The sequence below is a fragment of the Mesorhizobium sp. M7A.F.Ca.US.011.01.1.1 genome, from assembly GCF_003998295.1.
GTDB lineage: Bacteria > Pseudomonadota > Alphaproteobacteria > Rhizobiales > Rhizobiaceae > Mesorhizobium.
The window spans coordinates 27,033-48,383 of record NZ_RZRT01000032.1 but is presented as its reverse complement, the minus strand read 5'-3'; the positions used below and the strand labels follow the sequence as shown (position 1 = coordinate 48,383).

Genomic DNA, 21,351 nt, shown 5'->3' with positions numbered 1-21,351 from the left:
ACCATGGCCGTCACCGTATCTCCGGAGCGCGACACCGTCGCCACCCCCATGCAGCGCGCGTTGCGCGAGGCACTTTATGCCGCTGCCATATCGTTCGGCCTGTTCGTGCTGTTCATCGGCCTGAAGACCGGCCAGAACATTTCCAATGAACTGGTCCTGACGACACGCTGGGGCCTGCTTGCCGCCGTGGTGATCGCCACGGCTGTCGGGCGCTTCCTCTATGTCGCCTATGGACAGCCCTTCCTGGCCAACCAGAAGATCACCGACGTCGCCACCGGCCTGCTGCCGGCCAGCGTGGCGTCCCGCTTCTTCCAGCTGCCGGCCTTCATCGTGGCCTTGGTCGCGGCGGTGTTGTTGTTTGCGGTCAACAGCTCTCTCGTCGGATGGGTGGGAGCGGAGCCGGCGGGCTATCTGCAATTCCTGCGCGCCCTGGCGGTCATCTATGTGCTGGCCTGCGTGATCTATTATTTCCGGGGCTTCATCCATGCCAACTTCACCAAACTCGGCATTGCCGCGCTGATCCTCTATCCGATCCTGGTGGTGGCTATCCTGTCGCTGATGTCCTGGTCGTTCGTCGGCGGGCTGCAAGGTTCGCTGAAATGGGTCGACAATTTCGGCATCCAGATCCTGATCTATGTGATGCTGGCCTGGGGCCTGAACATCGTCGTCGGCCTCGCCGGCCTGCTCGACCTCGGTTATGTCGCTTTCTACGCGGTCGGCGCCTATGCCTATGCGCTGCTCGGCACGCAGTACGGCCTGTCGTTCTGGATCCTTTTGCCGGCCGCCGGCGCCATGGCCGCCTTCTGGGGCGTGCTGCTCGGTTTTCCGGTGCTGCGCCTGCGCGGCGACTATCTGGCGATCGTCACCTTGGCTTTCGGTGAGATCATCCGCCTGGTGCTGATCAACTGGCGCGAGGTCACCAACGGTTCGGCCGGTATTTCCGGCATCCCGAAGGTCACCTTCTTCGGCCTGATGACCTTCAACGTGTCGGACCCCAATTACATCGCCAAGGTGCTGCACCTCGCCACCTCGAGCGCCTACTACAAGATCTTCCTCTATTACCTGATCCTGGCGCTGGCGCTGCTGACAGCCTTCGTCACCATCCGGCTGCGGCGCATGCCGGTCGGCCGTGCCTGGGAAGCGTTGCGGGAGGACGAGATCGCCTGCCGCTCGCTCGGCATCAACACCACCACTACGAAGCTTACAGCCTTTGCCACGGGTGCGATGTTCGGCGGCTTCGCCGGCGCGTTCTTCGCAGCGCGGCAAGGCTTCGTCAGTCCGGAATCCTTCGTCTTCCTGGAATCGGCCATCATCCTGGCCATCGTCGTTCTCGGCGGCATGGGCTCTCTGGTCGGCATCGCGGTCGCCGCAATGGTGATGATCGGCGGCACCGAGGCGTTGCGCGAACTCGACTTCCTCAAGCAGGTCTTCGGACCGGACTTCACACCGGAACTCTACCGCATGCTTCTGTTCGGCATGGCCATGGTCATCGTCATGCTGTGGAAGCCGCGCGGCTTCGTCGGCAGTCGTGAACCAACCGCCTTCCTCAAGGAGCGAAAGGCTGTCTCAAGCTCCTTCACCAAGGAAGGACACGGCTGATGAATGCGAATCCTGTTCAGAAAGCCACTTCGGGCATGAACGACGCTATCCTTCAGGTCGATCATCTGTCGATGAAGTTCGGTGGCCTGGTGGCCATCGGCGATCTGTCTTTTGCCGCCAAGCGCGGCGAGATCACCGCGCTGATCGGCCCCAATGGCGCCGGCAAGACCACGGTGTTCAACTGCATCACCGGCTTTTACAAGCCCTCGGAAGGCATGATCACGCTCAACCGGAACGATGGTTCGACCTTCCTGCTCGAGCGGCTGCCCAACCATGAGATCCCGGCGCGTGCCAAGGTGGCGCGGACCTTCCAGAACATCCGCCTGTTCTCCGGCATGACCCTGCTGGAGAACCTGCTGGTCGCCCAGCACAACAAACTGATGAAGGCATCGGGCTACACGGTGCTTGGCCTTTTCGGCTTCAGCGGCTATCGCAAGGCCTCGGCCGAATCGGTGGAACTCGCCAAGCATTGGCTGGAAAAGGCCGATCTTGTCGACCGTGCCGACGACCCGGCCGGCGACCTGCCCTATGGCGCGCAGCGCCGCCTCGAGATCGCTCGCGCCATGTGCACGGGACCCGAGCTTCTGTGCCTCGATGAGCCGGCGGCCGGCCTCAATCCAAAGGAATCGGCGGCGCTCAACGAGCTGCTGATCGACATCAAGGACACATCCGGCACCTCGATCCTGTTGATCGAGCACGACATGTCGGTGGTCATGCAAATCTCCGACCATGTCGTGGTGCTGGAGTACGGCCGCAAGATTTCCGACGGCAGTCCGCAGTCGGTACGCACAGATCCGCGCGTCATCGCCGCCTATCTCGGCGTCGACGACGAGGAAGTCGAGGCGGTCCTCACCGAAGTCGGCGACGAAGATGTCATCGAACAGCTCGATACAGGGCCGGATGCCGCGCATGGTCCGGGAACATCGTCGTCCTATCTCGCCGGGCCGGTGACCGACACTGTCGGCCATAGTTCGGGCGAGCGGGTTACGGTGGCCAAGGGAGCGTCAAAGGCCGGTCAGGTCGACGCCAGGTCGCTCGCCGCGGCAAACAAGGCAGCCTCGCTGGCAGCCGTGCCGGCGGCGAAGGCAAAGCCTGCTCCGAAAGCGGCGTCAAAGGCGGCAACCGGCACGGCGGCGAAGTCGACCGCGTCGGCCAAGCCGGCAGTCAAGGCCACGGCGAAGGCTGGAGAGATCTCCAACCGGCTGGCGGCGCCTCGCGGCGGCAAGGCCGACAATTTGACCCGCATCAAGGGCATCGGTACGGTCAACGAGAAAAAGCTCAACGATCACGGCATCTTCCACTTCGACCAGATCGGCGCCTGGAAAAAGGCCGACGTCGAGGCCGCCGAAGCCTATCTCGCCTTTGACGGACGTATCGCGCGCGAGGAATGGGTCAAACAGGCCAGGTTGCTCGGCCAAGGCAAGGACACGGAATTCTCGCGCCGCGTCGATGCGGGCAAGGTGGCGACAAGCCATGCTTCCGCAAAGACTGCAAAGGCAGCCTCCGGAAAGACCGCGAGCAAGACCGCTGCCAAGCCTGTGGCGGGCAAGCGTGGAGGGGGCAAGTGATGGCCGCGACAACGCTGCTCGATATCAAGGGCGTGCAGACTTACTACGGCAACATCCGAGCCTTGAACGGCGTCGATGTCACTGTGAAGGAAGGTGAGATCGTGGCGCTGATCGGTGCCAATGGCGCCGGCAAGTCGACGCTGATGATGACCATTTTCGGCGCGCCGCGGGCTCGCGCCGGCACCATCACCTTTGCCGGCACCGACATCACCCAGATGCCGACGCACGAGATCGCGCGCATGCGCATTGCCCAGTCGCCCGAGGGCCGGCGGATCTTTCCGCGCATGACGGTGATGGAAAACCTGCAGATGGGTGCCAGCCTCGACAACCTCAAGCATTATGACGAGGACGTCGAGAAGGTGTTCACGCTGTTCCCGCGTTTGAAAGAGCGCATCACCCAGCGCGGCGGCACGCTGTCGGGCGGTGAGCAGCAGATGCTGTCGATCGGACGCGCGCTGATGGCGCGGCCGAAGCTGCTTTTGCTCGACGAGCCGTCGCTGGGTCTCGCGCCGCTGATCGTCAAGCAGATCTTCGACGCCATCCGCGAACTGAACCGCACTCAGGGGCTGACCGTGTTCCTGGTCGAGCAGAACGCCTTCGGCGCGCTCAAGCTCGCCACGCGCGGCTACGTCATGGTCAACGGCAATGTGACGATGAGCGGCACCGGCAAGGAGCTGCTCGCCAATCCGGAAGTGCGCGCCGCCTATCTCGAAGGCGGACACCACTGAGTTAGGAGCGGAATGCGTGCATTCGCCATTCCGCTCCAGATTGTTTGTTTGTCGCATGATCTTGTCCGGAAAGTCCGCAACTTTTCGGGGTCATGCTAAGGAGACTTCACCATGCAGGGCATTCTTTACGAGGAACCCTCGATCTGGCAGTTTTTCTTCGTCACCTGTCTGCTCGGCGGCTGGGCGGCCTGGATGACCGGCAAGGCCAGTGCCCAGACATGGCGCAGCTTCATCCAACTGTTCGCCTATATGCTGGGCCTCGGCATCGCCATCCGCTTCATCCATCACGCGCTGTTCGGCGGCACCATGTTCTCGCTGCACTACTACATCGTCGACACCATCGTGCTGATGATCCTCGGCTTCGTCGGCTATCAATACACGCGCACCAACCAGATGGTGACACAGTATAATTGGCTCTACGAAAGAGCTTCACTCTTGAGCTGGAAACCGAAAGGTTGACGTTCATCATTAACGCCGTCTCGAAATTGAATCGGCGTGACAAGTGCCTGAAAATCGGCAAACTATGCTTTCTGCGATAAGGGTGGGCATCGCATGAAAGCTTCATCCACGCCCACTCCGTAAATGGGAGCGTTTAAATGAAAAAGTCACTTTTGTCCGCCGTCGCCCTGACCGCGCTGGTCGCGTTCGGCGGCAACGCGTGGGCTGACGTCATGTTCGGCGTCGCCGGTCCGATCACCGGTCCGAACGCCGCCTTCGGCGCGCAGCTTCAGAAGGGTGCGGAAGCTGCTGTCGCCGACATCAATGCCAAGGGCGGCATCAATGGCGAGCAGATCAAGCTCGAAGTCGGCGACGACGTTTCCGATCCGAAGCAGGGCATCTCGGTCGCCAACAAGTTCGTCGGCGACGGTGTCAAGTTCGTGGTCGGCCACTTCAACTCGGGCGTCTCGATCCCGGCATCGGAAGTCTATGCGGAAAACGGCATCGTCGAAGTGACGCCGGCCGCTACCAACCCGCAGTTTACCGAGCGCGGTCTGTGGAACGTGTTCCGCACCTGCGGACGCGATGACCAGCAGGGCAGCATTGCCGGCGCTTATCTCGCCGCGAACTTCAAGGACGCCAAGATCGCCGTCGTGCACGACAAGACCACCTACGGCCAGGGCCTTGCCGACGAAACCAAGAAGGCAATGAATGCCAAGGGCCTGACGGAAGTCATGTATGAAGGCATCAATGTCGGCGACAAGGACTTCTCGGCGCTGATCGCCAAGATGAAGGAAGCCGGCGTTTCGATCATCTATTGGGGCGGCCTGCACACCGAAGCCGGCCTGATCATCCGCCAGGCGGCCGACCAGGGCCTCAAGGCGACGCTGGTCTCCGGCGACGGCATCGTGTCGAACGAACTGGCTTCGATCGCGGGTGACGCGGTTGCGGGCACGCTCAACACGTTCGGCCCGGATCCGCGCCTGATCCCCGCCAACAAGGAACTCGTCGAGAAGTTCCGCGCGCAGGGTTTCGAACCGGAAGCCTACACGCTCTACTCCTACGCCGCCGTGCAGGCTATCGCCGAGGCAGCGACCGCTGCCAAGTCGAACGATCCGCAGGCAGTTGCCAAGGCGCTGCATGAAAACGGCCCGTTCAAGACCGTGCTCGGCGATCTGTCCTATGACGCCAAGGGCGACCCCACGCTGCCCGGCTACGTGATGTACGAATGGAAGAAGGGCGACGACGGCAAGTACACCTACATCCAGAAGATGTAAGACTCGTCAGTCTCCAGACCGTTTACGGATGCCCGGCGCCTCGCGCCGGGCATTTTCTTTTTGTCATCAGGGGCGGCCGATGGAGCCGGGTCCCTTAGCCGGGAATGATCGCGCGTCACGGCAGAGCCGGCGCTTTTTCTGGCTGTTTGGATGAATGCGAAGGCCTCTGGCGCAATGATTCCATTTCAATCGGTTTAAATGCGCGTCAAATTTGTTTGCACTGCAGCATTTTCACGCTAATCATTGCGCCGATTTCTCTTCCTTCCGTTGCTGGAGCCCAGTCCTTGGCCATCACGAAGATCCTCGTCGCCAACCGGTCCGAAATCGCCATTCGCGTCTTTCGCGCGGCCAACGAACTCGGCCTCAAAACCGTGGCGATCTGGGCCGAGGAGGACAAATACTCCCTGCACCGTTTCAAGGCCGACGAGAGCTACCAGGTCGGGCGTGGGCCGCATCTGACCCGGGACATGGGACCGATCGAAAGCTATCTGTCGATCGAGGAGGTGATCCGCGTCGCCAGGCTTTCGGGCGCCGATGCCATTCATCCGGGCTACGGCCTGTTGTCGGAAAGCCCCGAATTCGCCGACGCCTGTGCCGAGGCCGGCATCACCTTCATCGGGCCGAAGCCGGACACGATGCGGCGGCTCGGCAACAAGGTCGCCGCGCGCAACCTCGCCATCGAAGTCGGCGTGCCGGTGATCCCCGCCACGGATCCGTTGCCGGACGACATGGACGAGGTCAAGAAACTGGCAAAGGAAATCGGCTATCCGGTGATGCTGAAGGCATCATGGGGCGGCGGCGGCCGGGGCATGCGCGCCATCCGCGCCGAAGCCGACCTTGCCCGTGAAGTCACGGAAGGCAAGCGCGAGGCGAAGGCCGCCTTCGGCAAGGACGAGGTCTATCTCGAAAAGCTGATCGAACGCGCGCGCCATGTCGAGGTGCAGGTGCTGGGCGACACCCATGGCAATGCGGTGCACCTGTTCGAGCGCGACTGTTCGATCCAGCGCCGCAACCAGAAGGTCGTCGAGCGGGCGCCGGCGCCCTATCTCGAAATGTCGCAGCGCGAGGAGCTTTGCGGCCATGCGCTGAAGATCGCCCGCGAGACCAGTTATATCGGCGCCGGCACGGTCGAGTTCCTGCAGGACGCCGACACCGGCAAATTCTATTTCATCGAGGTCAACCCGCGCATCCAGGTCGAGCACACCGTCACCGAGCAGGTGACCGGCATCGATATCGTCAAGGCGCAGATCCATATCCTCGACGGCTTTGCCATCGGCACACCGGAATCAGGCGTGCCGGCTCAGAAGGACATAAGGCTGAACGGCCACGCGCTGCAGTGCCGCATCACCACGGAAGACCCCGAACACAACTTCATCCCCGATTACGGCCGCATCACCGCCTATCGCGGCGCAACAGGCTTCGGCATCCGCCTCGATGGCGGCACCGCCTATTCGGGCGCTGTCATCACCCGCTTCTACGATCCGCTGCTGGAGAAGGTGACGGCGTGGGCGCCGACGCCGGCCGAGACGATCGCCCGCATGAACCGGGCGCTGCGCGAGTTCCGCATCCGCGGCGTCGCCACCAATCTGACCTTCCTCGAAGCGATCATCAACCATCCGAGCTTCGCCGACAATTCCTACACGACCAAGTTCATCGACACGACGCCGGAACTGTTCCAGCAGGTCAAGCGCCAGGATCGCGCCACCAAGCTCATCAACTATCTCGCCGACGTCAGCGTCAACGGCCATCCCGAGACGCGCGGCCGGCCGCAGCCGAAGGCCGATGCCGCGGCGCCCGTGGTGCCTTACCTCAACGGCAATGTGCCCGGCGGTAGCAAGCAGAAGCTGGATGTGCTCGGGCCGGAGAAGTTCGCCGCCTGGGTGCGCGACCAGAAAGAGGTGTTGGTCACCGACACGACGATGCGCGATGGCCATCAATCGCTGCTCGCGACGCGCATGCGCACGCATGACATTGCCGGCATCGCCGGTACGTATGCGCGTGCCTTGCCCCAGCTTCTATCGCTGGAATGCTGGGGCGGCGCCACCTTCGATGTCGCCATGCGCTTCCTCACCGAGGATCCATGGGAGCGGCTGTCGCTGGTGCGCGAGGCAGCGCCCAATCTGTTGCTGCAAATGCTGCTGCGTGGGGCCAATGGCGTCGGCTACACCAACTATCCCGACAATGTCGTGCAGCATTTCGTCAAGCAGGCAGCAAGCGGCGGCATCGACCTGTTCCGGGTGTTCGATTGCCTAAACTGGGTCGACAATATGCGCGTCGCCATGGATGCGGTTGGCGCCGAGGGCAAGCTGATCGAAGCGGCGATCTGCTACACCGGCGACATCCTCGATCCGGCGCGGGCGAAATACGACCTCAAATACTATGTCGGCCTGGCCAGGGAATTGCAGGCGGCCGGCGCCCACATCATTGCCGTCAAGGACATGGCCGGACTGCTGAAGCCGGCGGCGGCACGCGTGCTGTTCAAGGCGCTGCGCGAGGCGACCGACCTGCCGATCCATTTCCACACCCACGACACGTCGGGCCTGTCGGCGGCGACGGTGCTGGCGGCGGTGGAAAGCGGCGTCGACGCCATAGACGCGGCGATGGATGCTTTCTCCGGCAACACCTCGCAGCCATGCCTTGGCTCGCTCGTCGAGGCGCTGAAGGGCACCGAACGCGACCCAGGTCTCGACCCGCAATGGATCAGGAAAATCTCGTTCTACTGGGAAGCGGTGCGCAACCAGTACGCCGCCTTCGAAAGCGATCTCAAGGGGCCGGCCTCGGAAGTCTATCTGCACGAGATGCCGGGCGGGCAGTTCACCAATCTGAAGGAACAGGCGCGCTCGCTCGGACTGGAGACGCGCTGGCACGAGGTGGCGCAGACCTATCACGACGTCAATCTGATGTTCGGCGACATCGTCAAGGTGACGCCGTCCTCCAAGGTCGTCGGCGACATGGCATTGATGATGGTCAGCCAGGATCTCACCGTTGCCGATGTCGAAAACCCGGACAAGGATATCGCATTCCCGGATTCGGTCGTCTCGATGCTGCGCGGCGACCTTGGCCAGTCGCCAGGCGGGTGGCCGGCGGCGCTGCAGGGGAAGGCGCTGAAGGGCGACAAGCCGATCACGGTGCGGCCCGGCTCACTGCTCAAGCCAGCCGACCTAAAGGCCAACCGCAAGGAAATCGAGGAGAAGCTCGAGCGCAAGCTGTCGGAGTTCGAATTCGCCTCGTGGCTGATGTATCCAAAGGTGTTTACGGATTTCGCCGGAGCGCAGGAAACCTATGGGCCGGTCAGCGTCCTGCCGACGCCGACCTATTTCTACGGCATGAAGCCGGAAGACGAGATCTTCGTCGACATCGAGAAGGGCAAGACGCTGGTGGTCCGATGCCTTGCCATCGGCGATGTCGACGAAAAGGGCATGGTCACCGTGTTCTTCGAGCTCAACGGCCAGCCGCGTCGTGTCAAGGTGCCCGACCGGGCGCATGGCGCGTCCGCCGCCAAGGCCCGCCGCAAGGCCGAACCCGGTAACGAGGCGCATGTCGGCGCACCGATGCCGGGCGTCGTTTCGGCGCTTTCGGTGGCTGCCGGCCAAGCTGTGAAGGCCGGTGACGTGCTGCTTTCCATCGAAGCGATGAAGATGGAGACGGCGCTGCATGCCGAGCGCGACGGCACCGTTGCCGAGGTGCTGGTCAAGGCGGGCGACCAGATCGATGCCAAGGATCTGCTGATCGCTTTCAATTAGAGTTCGCAAAACGGACCGGTTGTCGGCTTCTGGCGGCAGCCCGCGTAGCTTGGTCGATAACGGCTTGACCCGCCGCCGCCGGTCGGGCATCGAACCGGCTCAAATTTTGCCGCAGTCGTCCGCGAGTCGCGGAGCCGATGCTTTTGGAGAAAAATATGGCCGACGATATCACCGATACCAGCCAGACTGTTGCCGCCGGCCAGCTGCGTGCCTTCATCGAGCGCATAGAGCGGCTCGAGGAAGAGAAGAAAACCATTTCCGACGATATCAAGGAAGTGTTCGCCGAGGCCAAGGGCACTGGGTTCGACACCAAGGCGATGCGCACGATCATCCGGCTGCGCAAGAAGGACCAGGCCGAGCGGCAGGAAGAGGAAACCATCCTCGATCTGTATAAGGCCGCACTCGGCATGGTGTAGAGACTGTTTGGAAATTCTACTCCGGCGGTCATCTGGTGGCGTTTTCTGCGCTTCCGGTGCTCGCGTACTTTAAGTACGCTCCGCTCCGGTTCTCGAAACCACTACCATATGACTCGCCAGAGCGAATTTCGAAACAGGCTCGGGCCGAGCATGATGCCGGAGCGAGCATCGAGCCATGAGCGAATTCGACTTCGGCGCCCGCCGCGCCTCTGAATTCCGCCAGCGCGGCTTCTGGACGCTGTTCGCTGAGCGGCATCCGGAAGAAAGGGCTCTGATGGCGCGGCGCGGACCCTGGTTCTGGCAGCGCGGGCTGCCCGACTTCGCCTTGGTCCTTTCCATGTATGTCGCGCCGGCGCAGAACCAGGTCGGCGTCTTCTTCGGTCGCAACGAGAAGTTCGGCGCCACGCAAGCCTGGTCGCGGCTGAAGCCGTTTCAGCGTGAAATCGAAGACAGGCTGAAGCTCAGGCCGGAACAGAGTTGCGAGGGCCTCGGCATCAATTCGATGTGGCGGGTGAACTGCTATGCCGAGGATAACTGGCCAGCCATGGCCGACTGGCTGGTGACCGAATGTTCGCGCTTCGAGCGTGCGGTAACCGAAGTCCTGGGGCAGGGATAGATATCCGGTGTTGCCAGAAGGTATCGGCTCCTTTTTCCGCTCACGCTGGCAAGGCCAGGTGCCGCTCGACCGGCTGTTCTGGCGCGACCTTGTCCTCGTCGGCACCGCGGTCAGCATCGTCGCATCGGTGCTGGCGCTCGTCTTGCTCGGATTGAAGTTGCCGCTCGGGCTTGTGCTGGCAGTGCATTTCGCGTCGGTGCCCTACAGCCTGTTCCTGACCTTGGCGGTGTGGCGGACCACCGAAAAGATTCCCGGGGCCAAGGCCTGGATGATGACGCTGGGCGCCACGCTGTGGCTGGTGGCGATGATCGTGGTCTGATCGTCTGCCCAGAGGGGGGCGACGGATATTTAAACGAAAAGGGCGACAGATGCCGCCCTTTCATAGTGTCGAACCCGGATGGCTCAGGCCGAGGGCTCGAATTTCAGCGCCACGCCGTTGATGCAATAGCGCAGGCCGGTCGGCGGCGGGCCGTCCTCGAAGACATGGCCGAGATGGCTGCCGCAGCGGGCGCAATGGCATTCGGTGCGAACCATGCCGTAGCTGCGGTCGACGGTGTTTTCGACCGAGCCCGGCACCGGGTCGTTGAAGCTCGGCCAGCCGGTGCCGCTCTCGAACTTCAGCTTGGATTCGAACAAGGGCTGGTCGCAGCCGGCGCAGGAAAAGGTGCCGGCGCGCTTCTCGTAGAGCAAAGCGCAGCTTCCCGGCCGCTCGGTGCCGTGACCGCGCATGACGGCATACTGCTCCGGCGTCAGCCGGGCGCGCCATTCGGCGTCGGTGCGAGTTACAGGGTAGGTGTGGGTGTCCATGTGATCTCCTCAGCCTTGCCGGCTCGCTCCTACAGCGCCGCGCGTCCATCGGACGCGCAAAGGACGCTGTAGCACTTCGGTTTTGCGCATGATCCTTTCCGAACCGGAGGTTCGGGGTCATGCGCGGATTGCAACCTCATATTCGCACCAAGATAGGCATTTGTTACGGCATTTTCCCGCATTTTCGATTGGGTTCTCATGCGATCGCCGCCAGATAGCGATTGACCGAGCCAGCCAACGCCGCTTTTGCGCCCCCGATGATGTTCTGGTTCCACCACGCGCCGTAGATATGCTCGAACGCGAATGGCTCCATCGCCGCCGCGATGCGGCGCACGGCCGCTGCATTGAGCGGAATGTAGTTCGGATAGCTGTACATGAAGCTGACATGGCGGCGCGTCGGCGTCACCTGCAGCATATCGCCGGCCAGCAAGACGTCGCCGTCATCGCGTTTCCAGTGCAGCACCTGACCGCCGGCAAAGTGGCCGCCGCAGCGTATGAGCGTCAGCGAAGGGTTTATGGCCAGCGTCTCGCCTTCCCAGCTGACGATCGCCTTGTGCGGTTGCATGATCCATTGGCGGTCATCGGCATGGAGATAAATCGGCACACCGCCAAACGCCTCGCTCCAACAGACCATCACCGAATAATAATGGCAGTGCGAGATGGCGATCGCCTCCAGGCCGCCGCGGCGGTTAATCTCGGCCACCGCCTCGTCGCTGACCATCGAAACGCAGTCCCACAGCACGTTGCCGTGTGGCGTCTGTGCCAGCAGCGCCCGCTGGCCGATGGCGAAGCGCGGCTCGATGCCGAAGGCGAGAACGCCGGCATCATCCTTCATCACAAGCCGATGCCCTTCAGCAAGTTCCTCCGGCGTGATCCACGCCTGCCCTTCCCAGCGCACATATTGGCGCTCGTCCTCGCAGATCGGGCAATATTTTGGAGGCGCCTCTGTCGCCGCGAACTGGACGCCGCATTGCAGGCAGAGAAAGCAGGTCATCGGATCTCCTGTCGGTCTTTCAGTGCTTTCTTGAAAGCTGCTTGGTCGCGCCTTCAAGCCCGGCCAAAGTCAGCGGGAACATGCGGCCGCTGAAGATGTCGCGGATCATCGCAATCGAATGGGTGTAGCCCCAGTTCTTGGGGTCTTCGGGGTTCAGCCATACCGCGTTCGGCCATTGCTGCAGCAGACGGCCGAGCCAGACGCTGCCTGCCTCCGGATTCCAGTGCTCGACCGAACCGCCGGGATGAGCGATCTCGTAAGGGCTCATCGAGGCGTCGCCGACGACGATCACCTTGTAGTCCGGACCGTATTTGTGAAGGAGGTCGAAGGTCGGAATCACCTCGGCATGCCTGCGGCGATTGTCCTTCCACACGCCCTCATAGAGGCAGTTGTGGAAATAAAAATATTCGAGCTGGCGGAATTCGGCGCGGGCGGCCGAGAACAGCTCCTCGACGCTCTTGATGTGGTCGTCCATCGAACCGCCGACATCGAAGAACATCAGAAGCTTCACCACGTTGCGCCGTTCGGGCCGCGTCTGCACGTCGAGATAGCCATGTTCGGCGGTGGCGTGGATGGTGCCGGGCAGGTCGAATTCCTCCTCGGCGCCCTCGCGCACCCAGCGGCGCAAGCGCTTCAGCGCGATCTTGATGTTGCGGGTGCCGAGCTCGACCGCATCGTCGAAGTTTTTGAACTCGCGCCTGTCCCAGACTTTCACGGCGCGGCGGTTGCGGCTTTCATGCTGGCCGATGCGCACGCCTTCGGGATTGTAGCCATAGGCGCCGAAGGGCGAGGTGCCGCCGGTGCCGATCCATTTCGAGCCGCCCTGATGGCGGCCTTTTTGCTCTTCAAGCCGCTGTTTCAAGGTCTCCATCAGTTTCTCGAAACCGCCCAGCGCCTCGACCAGTTTTTTCTCTTCGTCGGTCAGGTGCTTTTCGGCGATGCGGCGCAACCATTCCTCGGGAATGTCAGCGACATCGACGGCATCCGGCCCGCCCAGCGCTTCGATGCCCTTGAAGACATGCGCAAACACCTGGTCGAAGCGGTCGATATGGCGCTCGTCCTTCACCAGCGCCGCACGGGCGAGGTAATAAAAACCTTCGACATCATAGTCGACCAGCCCGGCTTCCAGCCCCTCGAGCAGCGACAGATATTCCCGCAGCGAAACGGGAACGCGCGCTGCCTTCAGTTCAAGGAAGAAGGGGATGAACATGCTTGGCTATCTGTGGCCTTCGATTTTCTCTCGTGCGGCACTTGCAATGAATGCGGAGCGCGTCAGGCCACGCCGGCCTGCTTCTTCGTCGATCGCCGCCAGCAGACCGGCGTCGAGCGACAGATTGGCTCGGACCGGCCGACCGGAGTCGATCAGCACCGGGATTATTACCGCGGATTCGCCCGCGGCCGTATCGAGTTCGTCATCCAAGAGCAGTTGCGCCACCGTACGCGAGACCGGCAACTGCGGATGTTTCGGTGCACGTGCTTCGACCCATTCGCGCACGGCGGAAGTCACATCGGCAATGGCCTCTTCGGGGCTTGCGCCGCCTCCGTGACAGCCGGGAAGATCAGGAACCCGCACCCCCCAGACATCATCAGCGCCATCGAGAATTCCAACATAGTGCGTCATGTGATTCTTCCTCAGATCCATCCAGCTAGCCGTGCGATCGACCGTGCGACACCCGGAGATTGTTCGCGGTGCCTGGGCACGATGATCATCACCTCAGGTCGGTCCGGATGCTCATACTTGTCATGCTTGCCGCCTCCGACACTTTCCCAGCCATCGCGCAAAAGCCTGATGATAGCGTACTGGTCTCGATCAACGGCATTCGCATTCCCGAATATGCGCAATATATTGCGCACTGGCGACTATTTCAATCGTCCGTTTTCTTCACAGAAGATCATACTCGATGAAGCCGGTGCGGCGCGCGACATGATCGTAGAGTTTGCGTGCGGTGGTGTTGGTTTCGTGCGTCATCCAGTAAACGTTCTTGACGCCGATTTTCGCGGCTTCTTGTCTTACTGCCTCGATCAGCGCCGCGCCGATGCCCTTGCCGCGCACGTCAGGGTCGGCGAACAGGTCCTGCAGATAGCAGTTGTTTTTTTCCGACCAGCCTGAGCGGTGGTAGAGATAGTGGGTGAGGCCAACCGCCTTGCCGTCCAGCGTGGCGATGAAGCCTTTCGGCTCGAACTCACCCTCGGTGAACAGCCGCTTCCAGGTGATGGCGTAGACCTCTTCCGGCAGCTTCGTCTCATAGAAGGTGAGGTAGTCGGTCCACAGCCGCCGCCAATCGGCGCGGTCGGACTGCGCGAGCGGGCGGACGATAATCTCAGCCATGTCATCTCCTCTGAAGGTTTGGCCGAGGCTGCCTGCCTGTTCGGCTGCTGGCAACGGTCCACAGAAGCGAAAGCGCTGCTGCTACCTATTGCTGCCTTCGTGCCATGAACGCCAGCCGCTCGAACAAATGCACGTCCTGCTCGTTCTTCAGCAATGCGCCATGCAACTTGGGCAGGGCGTTCTTCGGATCGGCGCGCAGATCTTCCGGCGCGATGTCGTCGGCGACCAGCAGCCTTATCCAGTCGAGCGCCTCGGAGGTCGACGGCTTCTTCTTCAAGCCGGGCACGTCGCGGATTTCGTAGAACTGGGTCAGCGCCGCGCGCACCAGGTTCTGCTTGATGCCGGGATAGTGGACATCGACGATTCTGTGCAGCGTGTCGACGTCGGGAAAGCGGATGTAGTGGAAGAAGCAGCGGCGCAGGAACGCGTCCGGCAACTCCTTCTCGTTGTTGGAGGTGATGATGACGATCGGCCTGACGGCGGCGCGGATGGTTTCGCCGGTCTCGTAGACGAAGAACTCCATCCGATCGAGTTCCTGCAGGAGGTCGTTGGGGAATTCGATGTCGGCCTTGTCGATCTCGTCGATCAAAAGCACGACCTTCCTGCCGGCGGCGAACGCCTCCCAGAGCTTGCCGCGCTTGATGTAGTTCCTGATGTCGTTGAAGCGCTCGTCGCCAAGCTGGCTGTCGCGCAGGCGCGAGACGGCGTCATATTCGTACAGGCCCTGCTGCGCCCGCGTCGTCGACTTGACGTGCCATTCGATGAGGTCGAGGCCAAGTGCTGACGCCACCTGGCGGGCCAGTTCCGTCTTGCCGGTGCCTGGCTCGCCCTTGACCAGCAAGGGCCGCTCCAGCGCGATCGCCGCGTTGACGGCCACCATCAGATCCTTGTCGGCGACATAGGCCGCCGTGCCTTCGAAACGCATTCTTGCTCCTCGGTTGGTCATGGCAACCGTAAGGACGCGGCTCACCCTGTGCAAGGTGCGCGCCGGCCGCGACGAATGGGCTTGAACCCTGATGGAAACATATGCCCGTCTCACTGGCGCTTAGCCGGCCGGCAGCCTATATTGGGCGGGACGGTCTGTGCTTCCCGGCAGGAGAACATTTTCCCCGGGGCCTTAACGATCCTTAGGGAGCTGTCCCTGGGAAGACCCGTGGGTTTTCTCACACGGCGCCCACCTACTTTGTAGGTTCCCGGGATCGCTCTCTCCACCGGTTGTGTGGATCGTCACTTATTGCCACGCGTCCCGCATTTCGGTGGATGATTGCGGTGGAAAACGTCGCTCCCAAAACTCCATCCAGATCTGACCTTTTCTACCCTGGCTGCATGACCTCTCTCAAAGACCTGAAAAAGCAGCTTCGCCGTGAGGCCCTCGGACGCCGCGATGCGCTCGATGAGTTCTGGCGGGTGGAGGTCGCGCTTGAAATGGCAGAGACAGCACGCGATCATCTCGATGTCGAGCCAGGCCAGATCGTTTCCGGCTTCTGGCCGATGCGTTCCGAAGTCGACGTTCGGCCGTTGATGTTTGTCTTGCGTGAAAAGGGCGCGCGGCTTTGCCTGCCGGCCATTCTCGACAAGACCACCATCGTCTTTCGCGAACTGGTGCGCGGCGCGCCGATGGTCGAGATGGGTTTCGGCACGGTCGGCCCGCACGAGGAAGCCGAGGTGCTCGACCCTTCGGTGATGCTGGTGCCGCTCGCCGCCTTCGATGCGCGCGGCCATCGCATCGGCTATGGTGCAGGCTATTACGACCGCGCCATCGCCAAGCTGATCGACAAGGGGCAGCCGCCGCGGCTGGTCGGCATCGCCTTCGACTGCCAGGAGGTGGCAATGGTGCCGGATGAGGAACATGACGTCGTCATTCCGGAAATACTGACCGAGAGCGGGTTGCGCCGCTTCGCGCCAAAATTGTAGATAGGAGACGCATGATCTTCACTGGCGTCATGCAGCTTTCGCTGACCTTCGGTGCGGGATCATATGAGACTTCTCTTCCTCGGCGACATGGTTGGAAAGACAGGACGGACGGCGGTGTGGGAACAACTGCCCGGCCTGATCTCCGACTTCAAACTCGATTTCGTCATCGTTAATGGTGAGAACGCCGCCGGCGGCTTCGGCATCACCGAAGAGATCTTTCGCGAGACGATCGCCGCCGGTGCCGATGTCGTCACCACCGGCAACCATGTCTGGGACCAGCGCGACGCGCTCGCCTTCGCGCCGCGCGAAGAGCGCTTCCTGCGCCCCTCGAACTTTCCCAAGGGCACGCCCGGGCGCGGCTCCGGTGTCTATATCTCCAGGAGCGGCGCGCGCGTGCTGGTCGCCAACATCATGGGCCGGGTGTTCATGCATCCCGAGCTCGACGATCCCTTCCAGGCCGGCGAACGCGAGCTTGCCGCCTGTCCGCTCGGCGAGCAGGCGGATGCCGTGATTATCGACTTCCACGCCGAGGCGACCTCGGAAAAAATGTGCTTCGCGCATTTCGTCGACGGCCGTGCCAGCCTCGTCGTCGGCACCCACACCCACCAGCCGACCAGCGATCACCAGATCCTCAATGGCGGCACCGGTTATATGTCCGACGCCGGCATGTGCGGCGACTATGATTCCTCGCTCGGCATGGACAAGGAGGAACCGCTCAACCGGTTCCTGTCGAAGGTGCCGAAAGGGCGTTTCGAGGCAGCCACCGGACCGGCGACCTTGTGCGGCGTCGGCGTCGATATTTCCGACCGCACCGGGCTCACCGAGCGGATCGCGCCGTTTCGTCGCGGGCCGCGGCTGGAGGAAACCGCACCGTCCTTCTGGTCGTGACATTGATATAGGCACCCTTAGTACCTAACTGCCGGCGACACTGCTCTAGATCGTTAAAAGAGGGGACGACCTCCATGCAGCTCATCGAATTCCTGGCGCCGCATTTCCAATTCGTGTCCGACCCGACCGCCTGGGTCGCGCTGCTGACGCTGATTGTGCTCGAGGTCGTGCTCGGCATCGACAACCTGATCTTCATCTCGATCCTGACCAACAAGCTGCCGGAAGCACAACGGGCCCGTGCCCGCCGGCTCGGCATCTCGGCGGCGCTGATCATGCGGCTGGTGCTGCTGGCCACCATTTCGATCATCGTGCAGCTGATCACGCCGGTGTTCACGGCCTTCGGCCACGGTTTTTCCTGGCGCGACCTGATCCTGATCGCCGGCGGCCTGTTCCTGGTCTGGAAGGCGACCAAGGAGATCCATCACACGGTCGATCCCGACGACCACAAGGATACGATGATGGGCGAGACGCTGCAGATCAGCCTTGCCGGCGCGATCTTCCAGATCCTGCTGCTCGACCTGGTCTTCTCGATCGATTCGATCATCACCGCCGTCGGCATGACCGACGAGATCGCCATCATGTACATCGCCGTGATCGTGGCGGTCAGCGTGATGATGCTGGCGGCCGGGCCGCTGGCCAACTTCATCGCCAAGAACCCGAGCATTGTCATGCTGGCGCTGGGCTTCCTTCTGATGATCGGCATGACACTGATCGCAGACGGCATGGGCTACCATGTGCCCAAGGGCTACATCTATGCGGCGATGGGCTTTTCGGCATTGGTCGAGGGGCTCAACATGCTGGCGCGGCGACGCAAGAAGTCGGGCGGCGGGCATTGAGGCAGCCCCTGAGCACCTAGTGCCCTGGCACGCCCTTCGGATGACGGTCGCCGATCAGGCCGAGCGTCAGGCCTTGTTCCAGCCACGCCTTGGCGCCGGCCAGCACCAGCGTGAAGCCGCCGGTTGAGCCGATGGCTTCTTTCACCTGCTCGTCGCCATTGCCGGCAAAGCCGAAATTGCGAACCTCGAGAAAGGTCGTCTCGCCAGGCATTTCCGTGAAAGTCCAGACCACGGTGGTCGGCGGATCGCTCCATTGCATGACGATCTTTTCGTTCGTGACGATCTCGCTGACGTCGACGGTCGTCGAGACACCGTACATACGCCACTCCCAGAGGACTTGCTTGCCGCTGTTCAGCCGGCCGCTGCCATGGGTGAACCAGAATTTCGTGGTGATGGCCGGATCGACGATGGCCTCGAATACATCGGCGACAGGCCGCCGGATCAGCATGCCGGCCTCGGCGGTTGGCTTTTCGCGGATGTCCATCGGATGCTCCTTTCGAGGCTTGGCGTTCACCAGGCGTCCGGTTCGCGCAGTATGTGAATAATGTTGGCCGGGTTGGTGATCCAGCCGCCGCGGAAGCCCTCGCCCAAGGGCTCGATGGCATCGCAACGCACAACACCGGCCTTGGCGAAATGATCCGCAGCCATGGGGAAATCCTTGGTGAACAGTTCCAGCCACACCTCGGCCTGGCTCATCATCGGCGCCTTATCGATCCACAGGCGGTTGGGGCCAAGCTCGAAGCCGATGGCCGGCGCCTTGTCCGTGAAAGGCTTCAGGCCGACGACGTCGCGGTAGAAGGCGATCGTCGCCTCATACTGGTGCGGCGGTACCTTCATGGCGATGTTGATGCCGCCGGTGATTTTCGTGGTCATTGCTGACTCCGTTGTCGTGTTCGGCTGTTGGTGGTCGACCTTGCCCAGACCAGTCATGCGAGATTGATCTGCCAGGAGACCCCGAACCTGTCGTTGAGCCATGCGAAACGGCGGCTGAAGCCGTAATTGTCGGGCGGCATCAGAAACCCGCCGTCCTTTGCCAGTGTCTCGACAATCCGGTCCAGTTCGTCCTCGGTGGAACAGTCCACATACAGCGAGAGCGACGGCGTGAAGGTGAAAGCGTGGTGGACGGAGCTGTTGAAGACCATGACTTCCAGGCCGGCGATCGACACGCGCGCAAGCTTGACCGTTCCATCCGGGCCGTCTTCGCCTGGGCCATAGCGTGTGATATCAAGGATGCTGCTGTCCGGAATGGTCTCGCTATAGAGGGCCATTGCCTCTTCGGCCTTGCCTTCGAACATCAGGAATGGCGTAACTTTCGTCATCGCAAGGCCCTCCATCTTCCTCTTGGACGCTCAAATTTGGGGTCGCTCAAATATTGGTCTCGTTGGCGGGTTCGCCCTTCATCTCGCTGCGGTAGTAGCCGTCGCGCAGATTGATGCCGTATTCGACATAGGCTTTCATGCAGGCCAGCATCTGCGACCAGCCTTCGCAGTTGAGGTAGGACTTCTTCAGGCCGACCGCGCCTTCCTGCCAGCCGCTCTCGGCGATGGTGACGAAGGTGCCGCGATCGTCGAGCGGCTCGAAATTCATCTCGATGCGGGTCTTGTAGGCGGGCTTGCCGTCGGCATCGGTGGCATCCCAGCGCAGCACGATGCGGCTGTCCTTGACCACTTCATCGACCTCGACCGGCACCTTGCCCCACCAGACGACGCCGGCACCGGCTTCCAGCGGGCCGCTGGCGCCGCCGATGGTGGTGAAATAGCCGCTGAGCTTTTTTGGATTGACGACCGCGTCGAAGACTTCGGCGACCGGTTTGCCGATGCGTCCTGAGACACTGAATCCAAGTGACATATCCACAACTCCTTCCCTTGATCGGTTCAAGAATATGTTATAGAAATATAACATGTCAAGCCGATCGCAAGATGACAATGTTTTCAAGGCGCTGGCGCATCCGCGCCGGCGCGAAATGCTGGACCAGCTGAAGGACACGCCGAAGACGACCGGCATGCTGTGCGATGCGTTTCCCGACATCGATCGCTGCACCGTCATGCTGCATCTCAAGGTATTGGAGGAGGCCGACCTGATCGTTGCGCGGCGCGACGGCCGCGAGCGCTGGAACCATCTCAACGCGCTGCCGATCAAGCAGATCCATGATCGCTGGATCAGCCAGTATGCCGGTCATGCGCTCAGCATCATCGACCGGCTGAAGTCGGATCTCGAGGCGTGAGCGGTCGCAGCATGCCATGCAGTGCCATGTCTTGCGCGGTGCGGCTGGACGAATTGAGCCGATTTATCTATAAGCCGGCCATTCCGACAGAGAACGTCGTGCTTCCACGAGTTGCACCTGGGACGCTCTGAAATTTTGAATTCGGGCATTGCGGCAGACGAGGTCAGATCACTTCGCTTCGGGATGCTCTAGCCGAGAAGACGACAGGGGTGCCATGGCCGGCCATTCACAGTTCAAGAACATCATGCACCGCAAGGGCCGCCAGGACGCGGTGCGGTCGAAAATGTTTTCCAAGCTGGCGCGCGAAATCACCGTCGCCGCCAAGAGCGGGACGCCCGATCCATCGATGAACCCGCGCTTGCGCCTTGCGATCCAGAACGCCAAGGCGGTGTCGATGCCGAAGGACAACATCCAGCGTGCCGTCAACAAGGCCTCGATGGGCGACGCCGAGAACTACGAAGCCGTGCGGTATGAGGGCTATGGCCCGGGCGGCGTCGCGGTCATCGTCGAAGCGCTGACCGACAACCGTAACCGTTCGGCGTCGAATGTGCGCGCCGCCTTTACCAAGGCCGGCGGAGCGCTCGGTGAAACCGGCTCGGTGTCGTTCATGTGGGACCGTGCCGGCGAAATCTACTATCCGGCCTCCGCAGGCAGTGCCGACAAGGTCATGGACGCGGCAATCGAAGCCGGCGCCGATGATGTCGAGTCGGATGAGGAAGGCCACACGATCTATTGCGCCTTCGAAAATCTCGGCGAGGTCTCGAAGGCGCTGGAAGGCGCACTCGGTGAGGCGGAATCGGTGAAGCTGATCTGGAAGCCGCAAAACAATATTCCGGTCGACGAGGACCGGGCACAGTCGCTGATGAAGCTGGTCGCCACGCTCGAGGATGACGATGACGTGCAGAGCGTCTACGCCAACTTCGAGGTCGACGACGAGACGATGGCCAAGCTCAGCGCGGCATGAGCGGAAGCCC

The 21,351-nt window shown here is 61.9% G+C and carries 24 protein-coding genes and 1 other RNA gene; 15 read left to right on the top strand and 10 right to left on the bottom strand.

The features are described from left to right. Window positions 1-3: 3 nt before the first annotated feature. From livM to EOA13_RS24380, 9 genes are all read left to right on the top strand, one after another. Window positions 4-1,599 carry a high-affinity branched-chain amino acid ABC transporter permease LivM gene (gene livM / locus EOA13_RS24420; RefSeq protein ID WP_127296226.1) on the top strand — a complete coding sequence of 532 codons (1,596 nt, stop codon included), beginning with the start codon at window positions 4-6 and terminating at the stop codon, window positions 1,597-1,599. Continuing rightward, complete coding sequence (locus EOA13_RS24415) at window positions 1,599-3,167, top strand: ATP-binding cassette domain-containing protein (protein ID WP_127296225.1); 1,569 nt, start codon at window positions 1,599-1,601, stop codon at window positions 3,165-3,167. Before livM ends, EOA13_RS24415 begins: the two co-directional genes overlap by 1 nt. After that, the gene (locus tag EOA13_RS24410; RefSeq protein ID WP_127296224.1) at window positions 3,167-3,895 is read left to right on the top strand and encodes an ABC transporter ATP-binding protein; all 729 of its coding nucleotides are present in this window, start codon (window positions 3,167-3,169) and stop codon (window positions 3,893-3,895) included. Before EOA13_RS24415 ends, EOA13_RS24410 begins: the two co-directional genes overlap by 1 nt. A 111-nt stretch (window positions 3,896-4,006) precedes the next feature. Further along, complete coding sequence (locus tag EOA13_RS24405; protein ID WP_127296223.1) at window positions 4,007-4,354, top strand: DUF6867 family protein; 348 nt, start codon at window positions 4,007-4,009, stop codon at window positions 4,352-4,354. 137 nt (window positions 4,355-4,491) lie between these two features. After that, the gene (locus EOA13_RS24400) at window positions 4,492-5,610 is read left to right on the top strand and encodes a branched-chain amino acid ABC transporter substrate-binding protein (protein ID WP_127296222.1); all 1,119 of its coding nucleotides are present in this window, start codon (window positions 4,492-4,494) and stop codon (window positions 5,608-5,610) included. A gap of 284 nt (window positions 5,611-5,894) precedes the next feature. Beyond that, window positions 5,895-9,353, top strand: coding sequence for a pyruvate carboxylase (pyc, locus tag EOA13_RS24395; protein WP_127296221.1), 3,459 nt, complete (start codon window positions 5,895-5,897; stop codon window positions 9,351-9,353). 155 nt (window positions 9,354-9,508) lie between these two features. Next, window positions 9,509-9,769 carry a DUF2312 domain-containing protein gene (locus EOA13_RS24390; RefSeq protein WP_013529099.1) on the top strand — a complete coding sequence of 87 codons (261 nt, stop codon included), beginning with the start codon at window positions 9,509-9,511 and terminating at the stop codon, window positions 9,767-9,769. Window positions 9,770-9,944: 175 nt separating this feature from the next. Beyond that, window positions 9,945-10,385: a hypothetical protein gene (locus EOA13_RS24385; protein ID WP_127296220.1), complete on the top strand. Its 441-nt coding sequence runs from the start codon at window positions 9,945-9,947 to the stop codon at window positions 10,383-10,385. A gap of 7 nt (window positions 10,386-10,392) precedes the next feature. After that, window positions 10,393-10,704 carry a hypothetical protein gene (locus EOA13_RS24380; protein WP_127296219.1) on the top strand — a complete coding sequence of 104 codons (312 nt, stop codon included), beginning with the start codon at window positions 10,393-10,395 and terminating at the stop codon, window positions 10,702-10,704. Window positions 10,705-10,787: 83 nt separating this feature from the next. Here the strand turns inward: EOA13_RS24380 and msrB are convergent, their stop codons facing one another. From msrB to EOA13_RS24345, 6 genes are all read right to left on the bottom strand, one after another. Continuing rightward, entirely contained in the window at window positions 10,788-11,192 is a 405-nt protein-coding gene (msrB, locus tag EOA13_RS24375) for a peptide-methionine (R)-S-oxide reductase MsrB (protein WP_127270383.1), read from the bottom strand. 196 nt (window positions 11,193-11,388) lie between these two features. Next, window positions 11,389-12,186, bottom strand: coding sequence for an MBL fold metallo-hydrolase (locus tag EOA13_RS24370; protein ID WP_127296218.1), 798 nt, complete (start codon window positions 12,184-12,186; stop codon window positions 11,389-11,391). A 19-nt stretch (window positions 12,187-12,205) separates the two neighbouring features. After that, a complete protein-coding gene (locus EOA13_RS24365; RefSeq protein ID WP_127296217.1) occupies window positions 12,206-13,396 on the bottom strand; it encodes a VWA domain-containing protein in 1,191 nt (396 codons plus the stop codon). A 6-nt stretch (window positions 13,397-13,402) separates the two neighbouring features. Beyond that, window positions 13,403-13,828 (bottom strand): type II toxin-antitoxin system HicB family antitoxin, encoded by a 426-nt coding sequence (locus tag EOA13_RS24360; protein ID WP_245490469.1) that lies wholly within the window; start codon window positions 13,826-13,828, stop codon window positions 13,403-13,405. A 240-nt stretch (window positions 13,829-14,068) separates the two neighbouring features. Further along, window positions 14,069-14,515, bottom strand: coding sequence for a GNAT family N-acetyltransferase (locus tag EOA13_RS24350; RefSeq protein ID WP_127296215.1), 447 nt, complete (start codon window positions 14,513-14,515; stop codon window positions 14,069-14,071). An 85-nt stretch (window positions 14,516-14,600) separates the two neighbouring features. Then, window positions 14,601-15,440 (bottom strand): MoxR family ATPase, encoded by an 840-nt coding sequence (locus tag EOA13_RS24345; protein WP_023811813.1) that lies wholly within the window; start codon window positions 15,438-15,440, stop codon window positions 14,601-14,603. Between the two features lie 149 nt (window positions 15,441-15,589). Here EOA13_RS24345 and ssrS point away from each other — a divergent pair. From ssrS to EOA13_RS24325, 4 genes are all read left to right on the top strand, one after another. Next, window positions 15,590-15,745: non-coding RNA, 6S RNA (gene ssrS / locus EOA13_RS24340), on the top strand. Between the two features lie 96 nt (window positions 15,746-15,841). Beyond that, the gene (locus EOA13_RS24335; RefSeq protein WP_127296214.1) at window positions 15,842-16,429 is read left to right on the top strand and encodes a 5-formyltetrahydrofolate cyclo-ligase; all 588 of its coding nucleotides are present in this window, start codon (window positions 15,842-15,844) and stop codon (window positions 16,427-16,429) included. A 63-nt stretch (window positions 16,430-16,492) separates the two neighbouring features. Then, window positions 16,493-17,317 (top strand): YmdB family metallophosphoesterase, encoded by an 825-nt coding sequence (locus EOA13_RS24330; protein WP_127296213.1) that lies wholly within the window; start codon window positions 16,493-16,495, stop codon window positions 17,315-17,317. Window positions 17,318-17,391: 74 nt separating this feature from the next. Then, a complete protein-coding gene (locus EOA13_RS24325) occupies window positions 17,392-18,153 on the top strand; it encodes a TerC family protein (protein ID WP_127296212.1) in 762 nt (253 codons plus the stop codon). A 16-nt stretch (window positions 18,154-18,169) separates the two neighbouring features. Here EOA13_RS24325 and EOA13_RS24320 read toward each other — a convergent pair whose 3' ends face one another. Genes EOA13_RS24320 through EOA13_RS24305 form a run of 4 tightly spaced genes read right to left on the bottom strand, consistent with a single transcriptional unit; the run spans window position 18,170 to window position 20,001 of the window. Further along, complete coding sequence (locus EOA13_RS24320; protein ID WP_127296211.1) at window positions 18,170-18,637, bottom strand: SRPBCC family protein; 468 nt, start codon at window positions 18,635-18,637, stop codon at window positions 18,170-18,172. Window positions 18,638-18,663: 26 nt separating this feature from the next. Beyond that, window positions 18,664-19,026, bottom strand: coding sequence for a hypothetical protein (locus tag EOA13_RS24315; protein WP_127296210.1), 363 nt, complete (start codon window positions 19,024-19,026; stop codon window positions 18,664-18,666). Window positions 19,027-19,079: 53 nt separating this feature from the next. After that, window positions 19,080-19,472, bottom strand: coding sequence for a VOC family protein (locus tag EOA13_RS24310; RefSeq protein WP_127296209.1), 393 nt, complete (start codon window positions 19,470-19,472; stop codon window positions 19,080-19,082). A gap of 46 nt (window positions 19,473-19,518) precedes the next feature. Next, a complete protein-coding gene (locus tag EOA13_RS24305; RefSeq protein WP_127296208.1) occupies window positions 19,519-20,001 on the bottom strand; it encodes an SRPBCC domain-containing protein in 483 nt (160 codons plus the stop codon). Between the two features lie 52 nt (window positions 20,002-20,053). Between EOA13_RS24305 and EOA13_RS24300 the strand changes: the two genes are divergently transcribed. Further along, entirely contained in the window at window positions 20,054-20,377 is a 324-nt protein-coding gene (locus EOA13_RS24300; RefSeq protein WP_127296207.1) for a helix-turn-helix domain-containing protein, read from the top strand. Between the two features lie 214 nt (window positions 20,378-20,591). Then, window positions 20,592-21,341, top strand: a complete 750-nt coding sequence (locus EOA13_RS24295; RefSeq protein ID WP_127296206.1) for a YebC/PmpR family DNA-binding transcriptional regulator — start codon at window positions 20,592-20,594, stop codon at window positions 21,339-21,341. The last annotated feature ends 10 nt before the right edge of the window (window positions 21,342-21,351 follow it).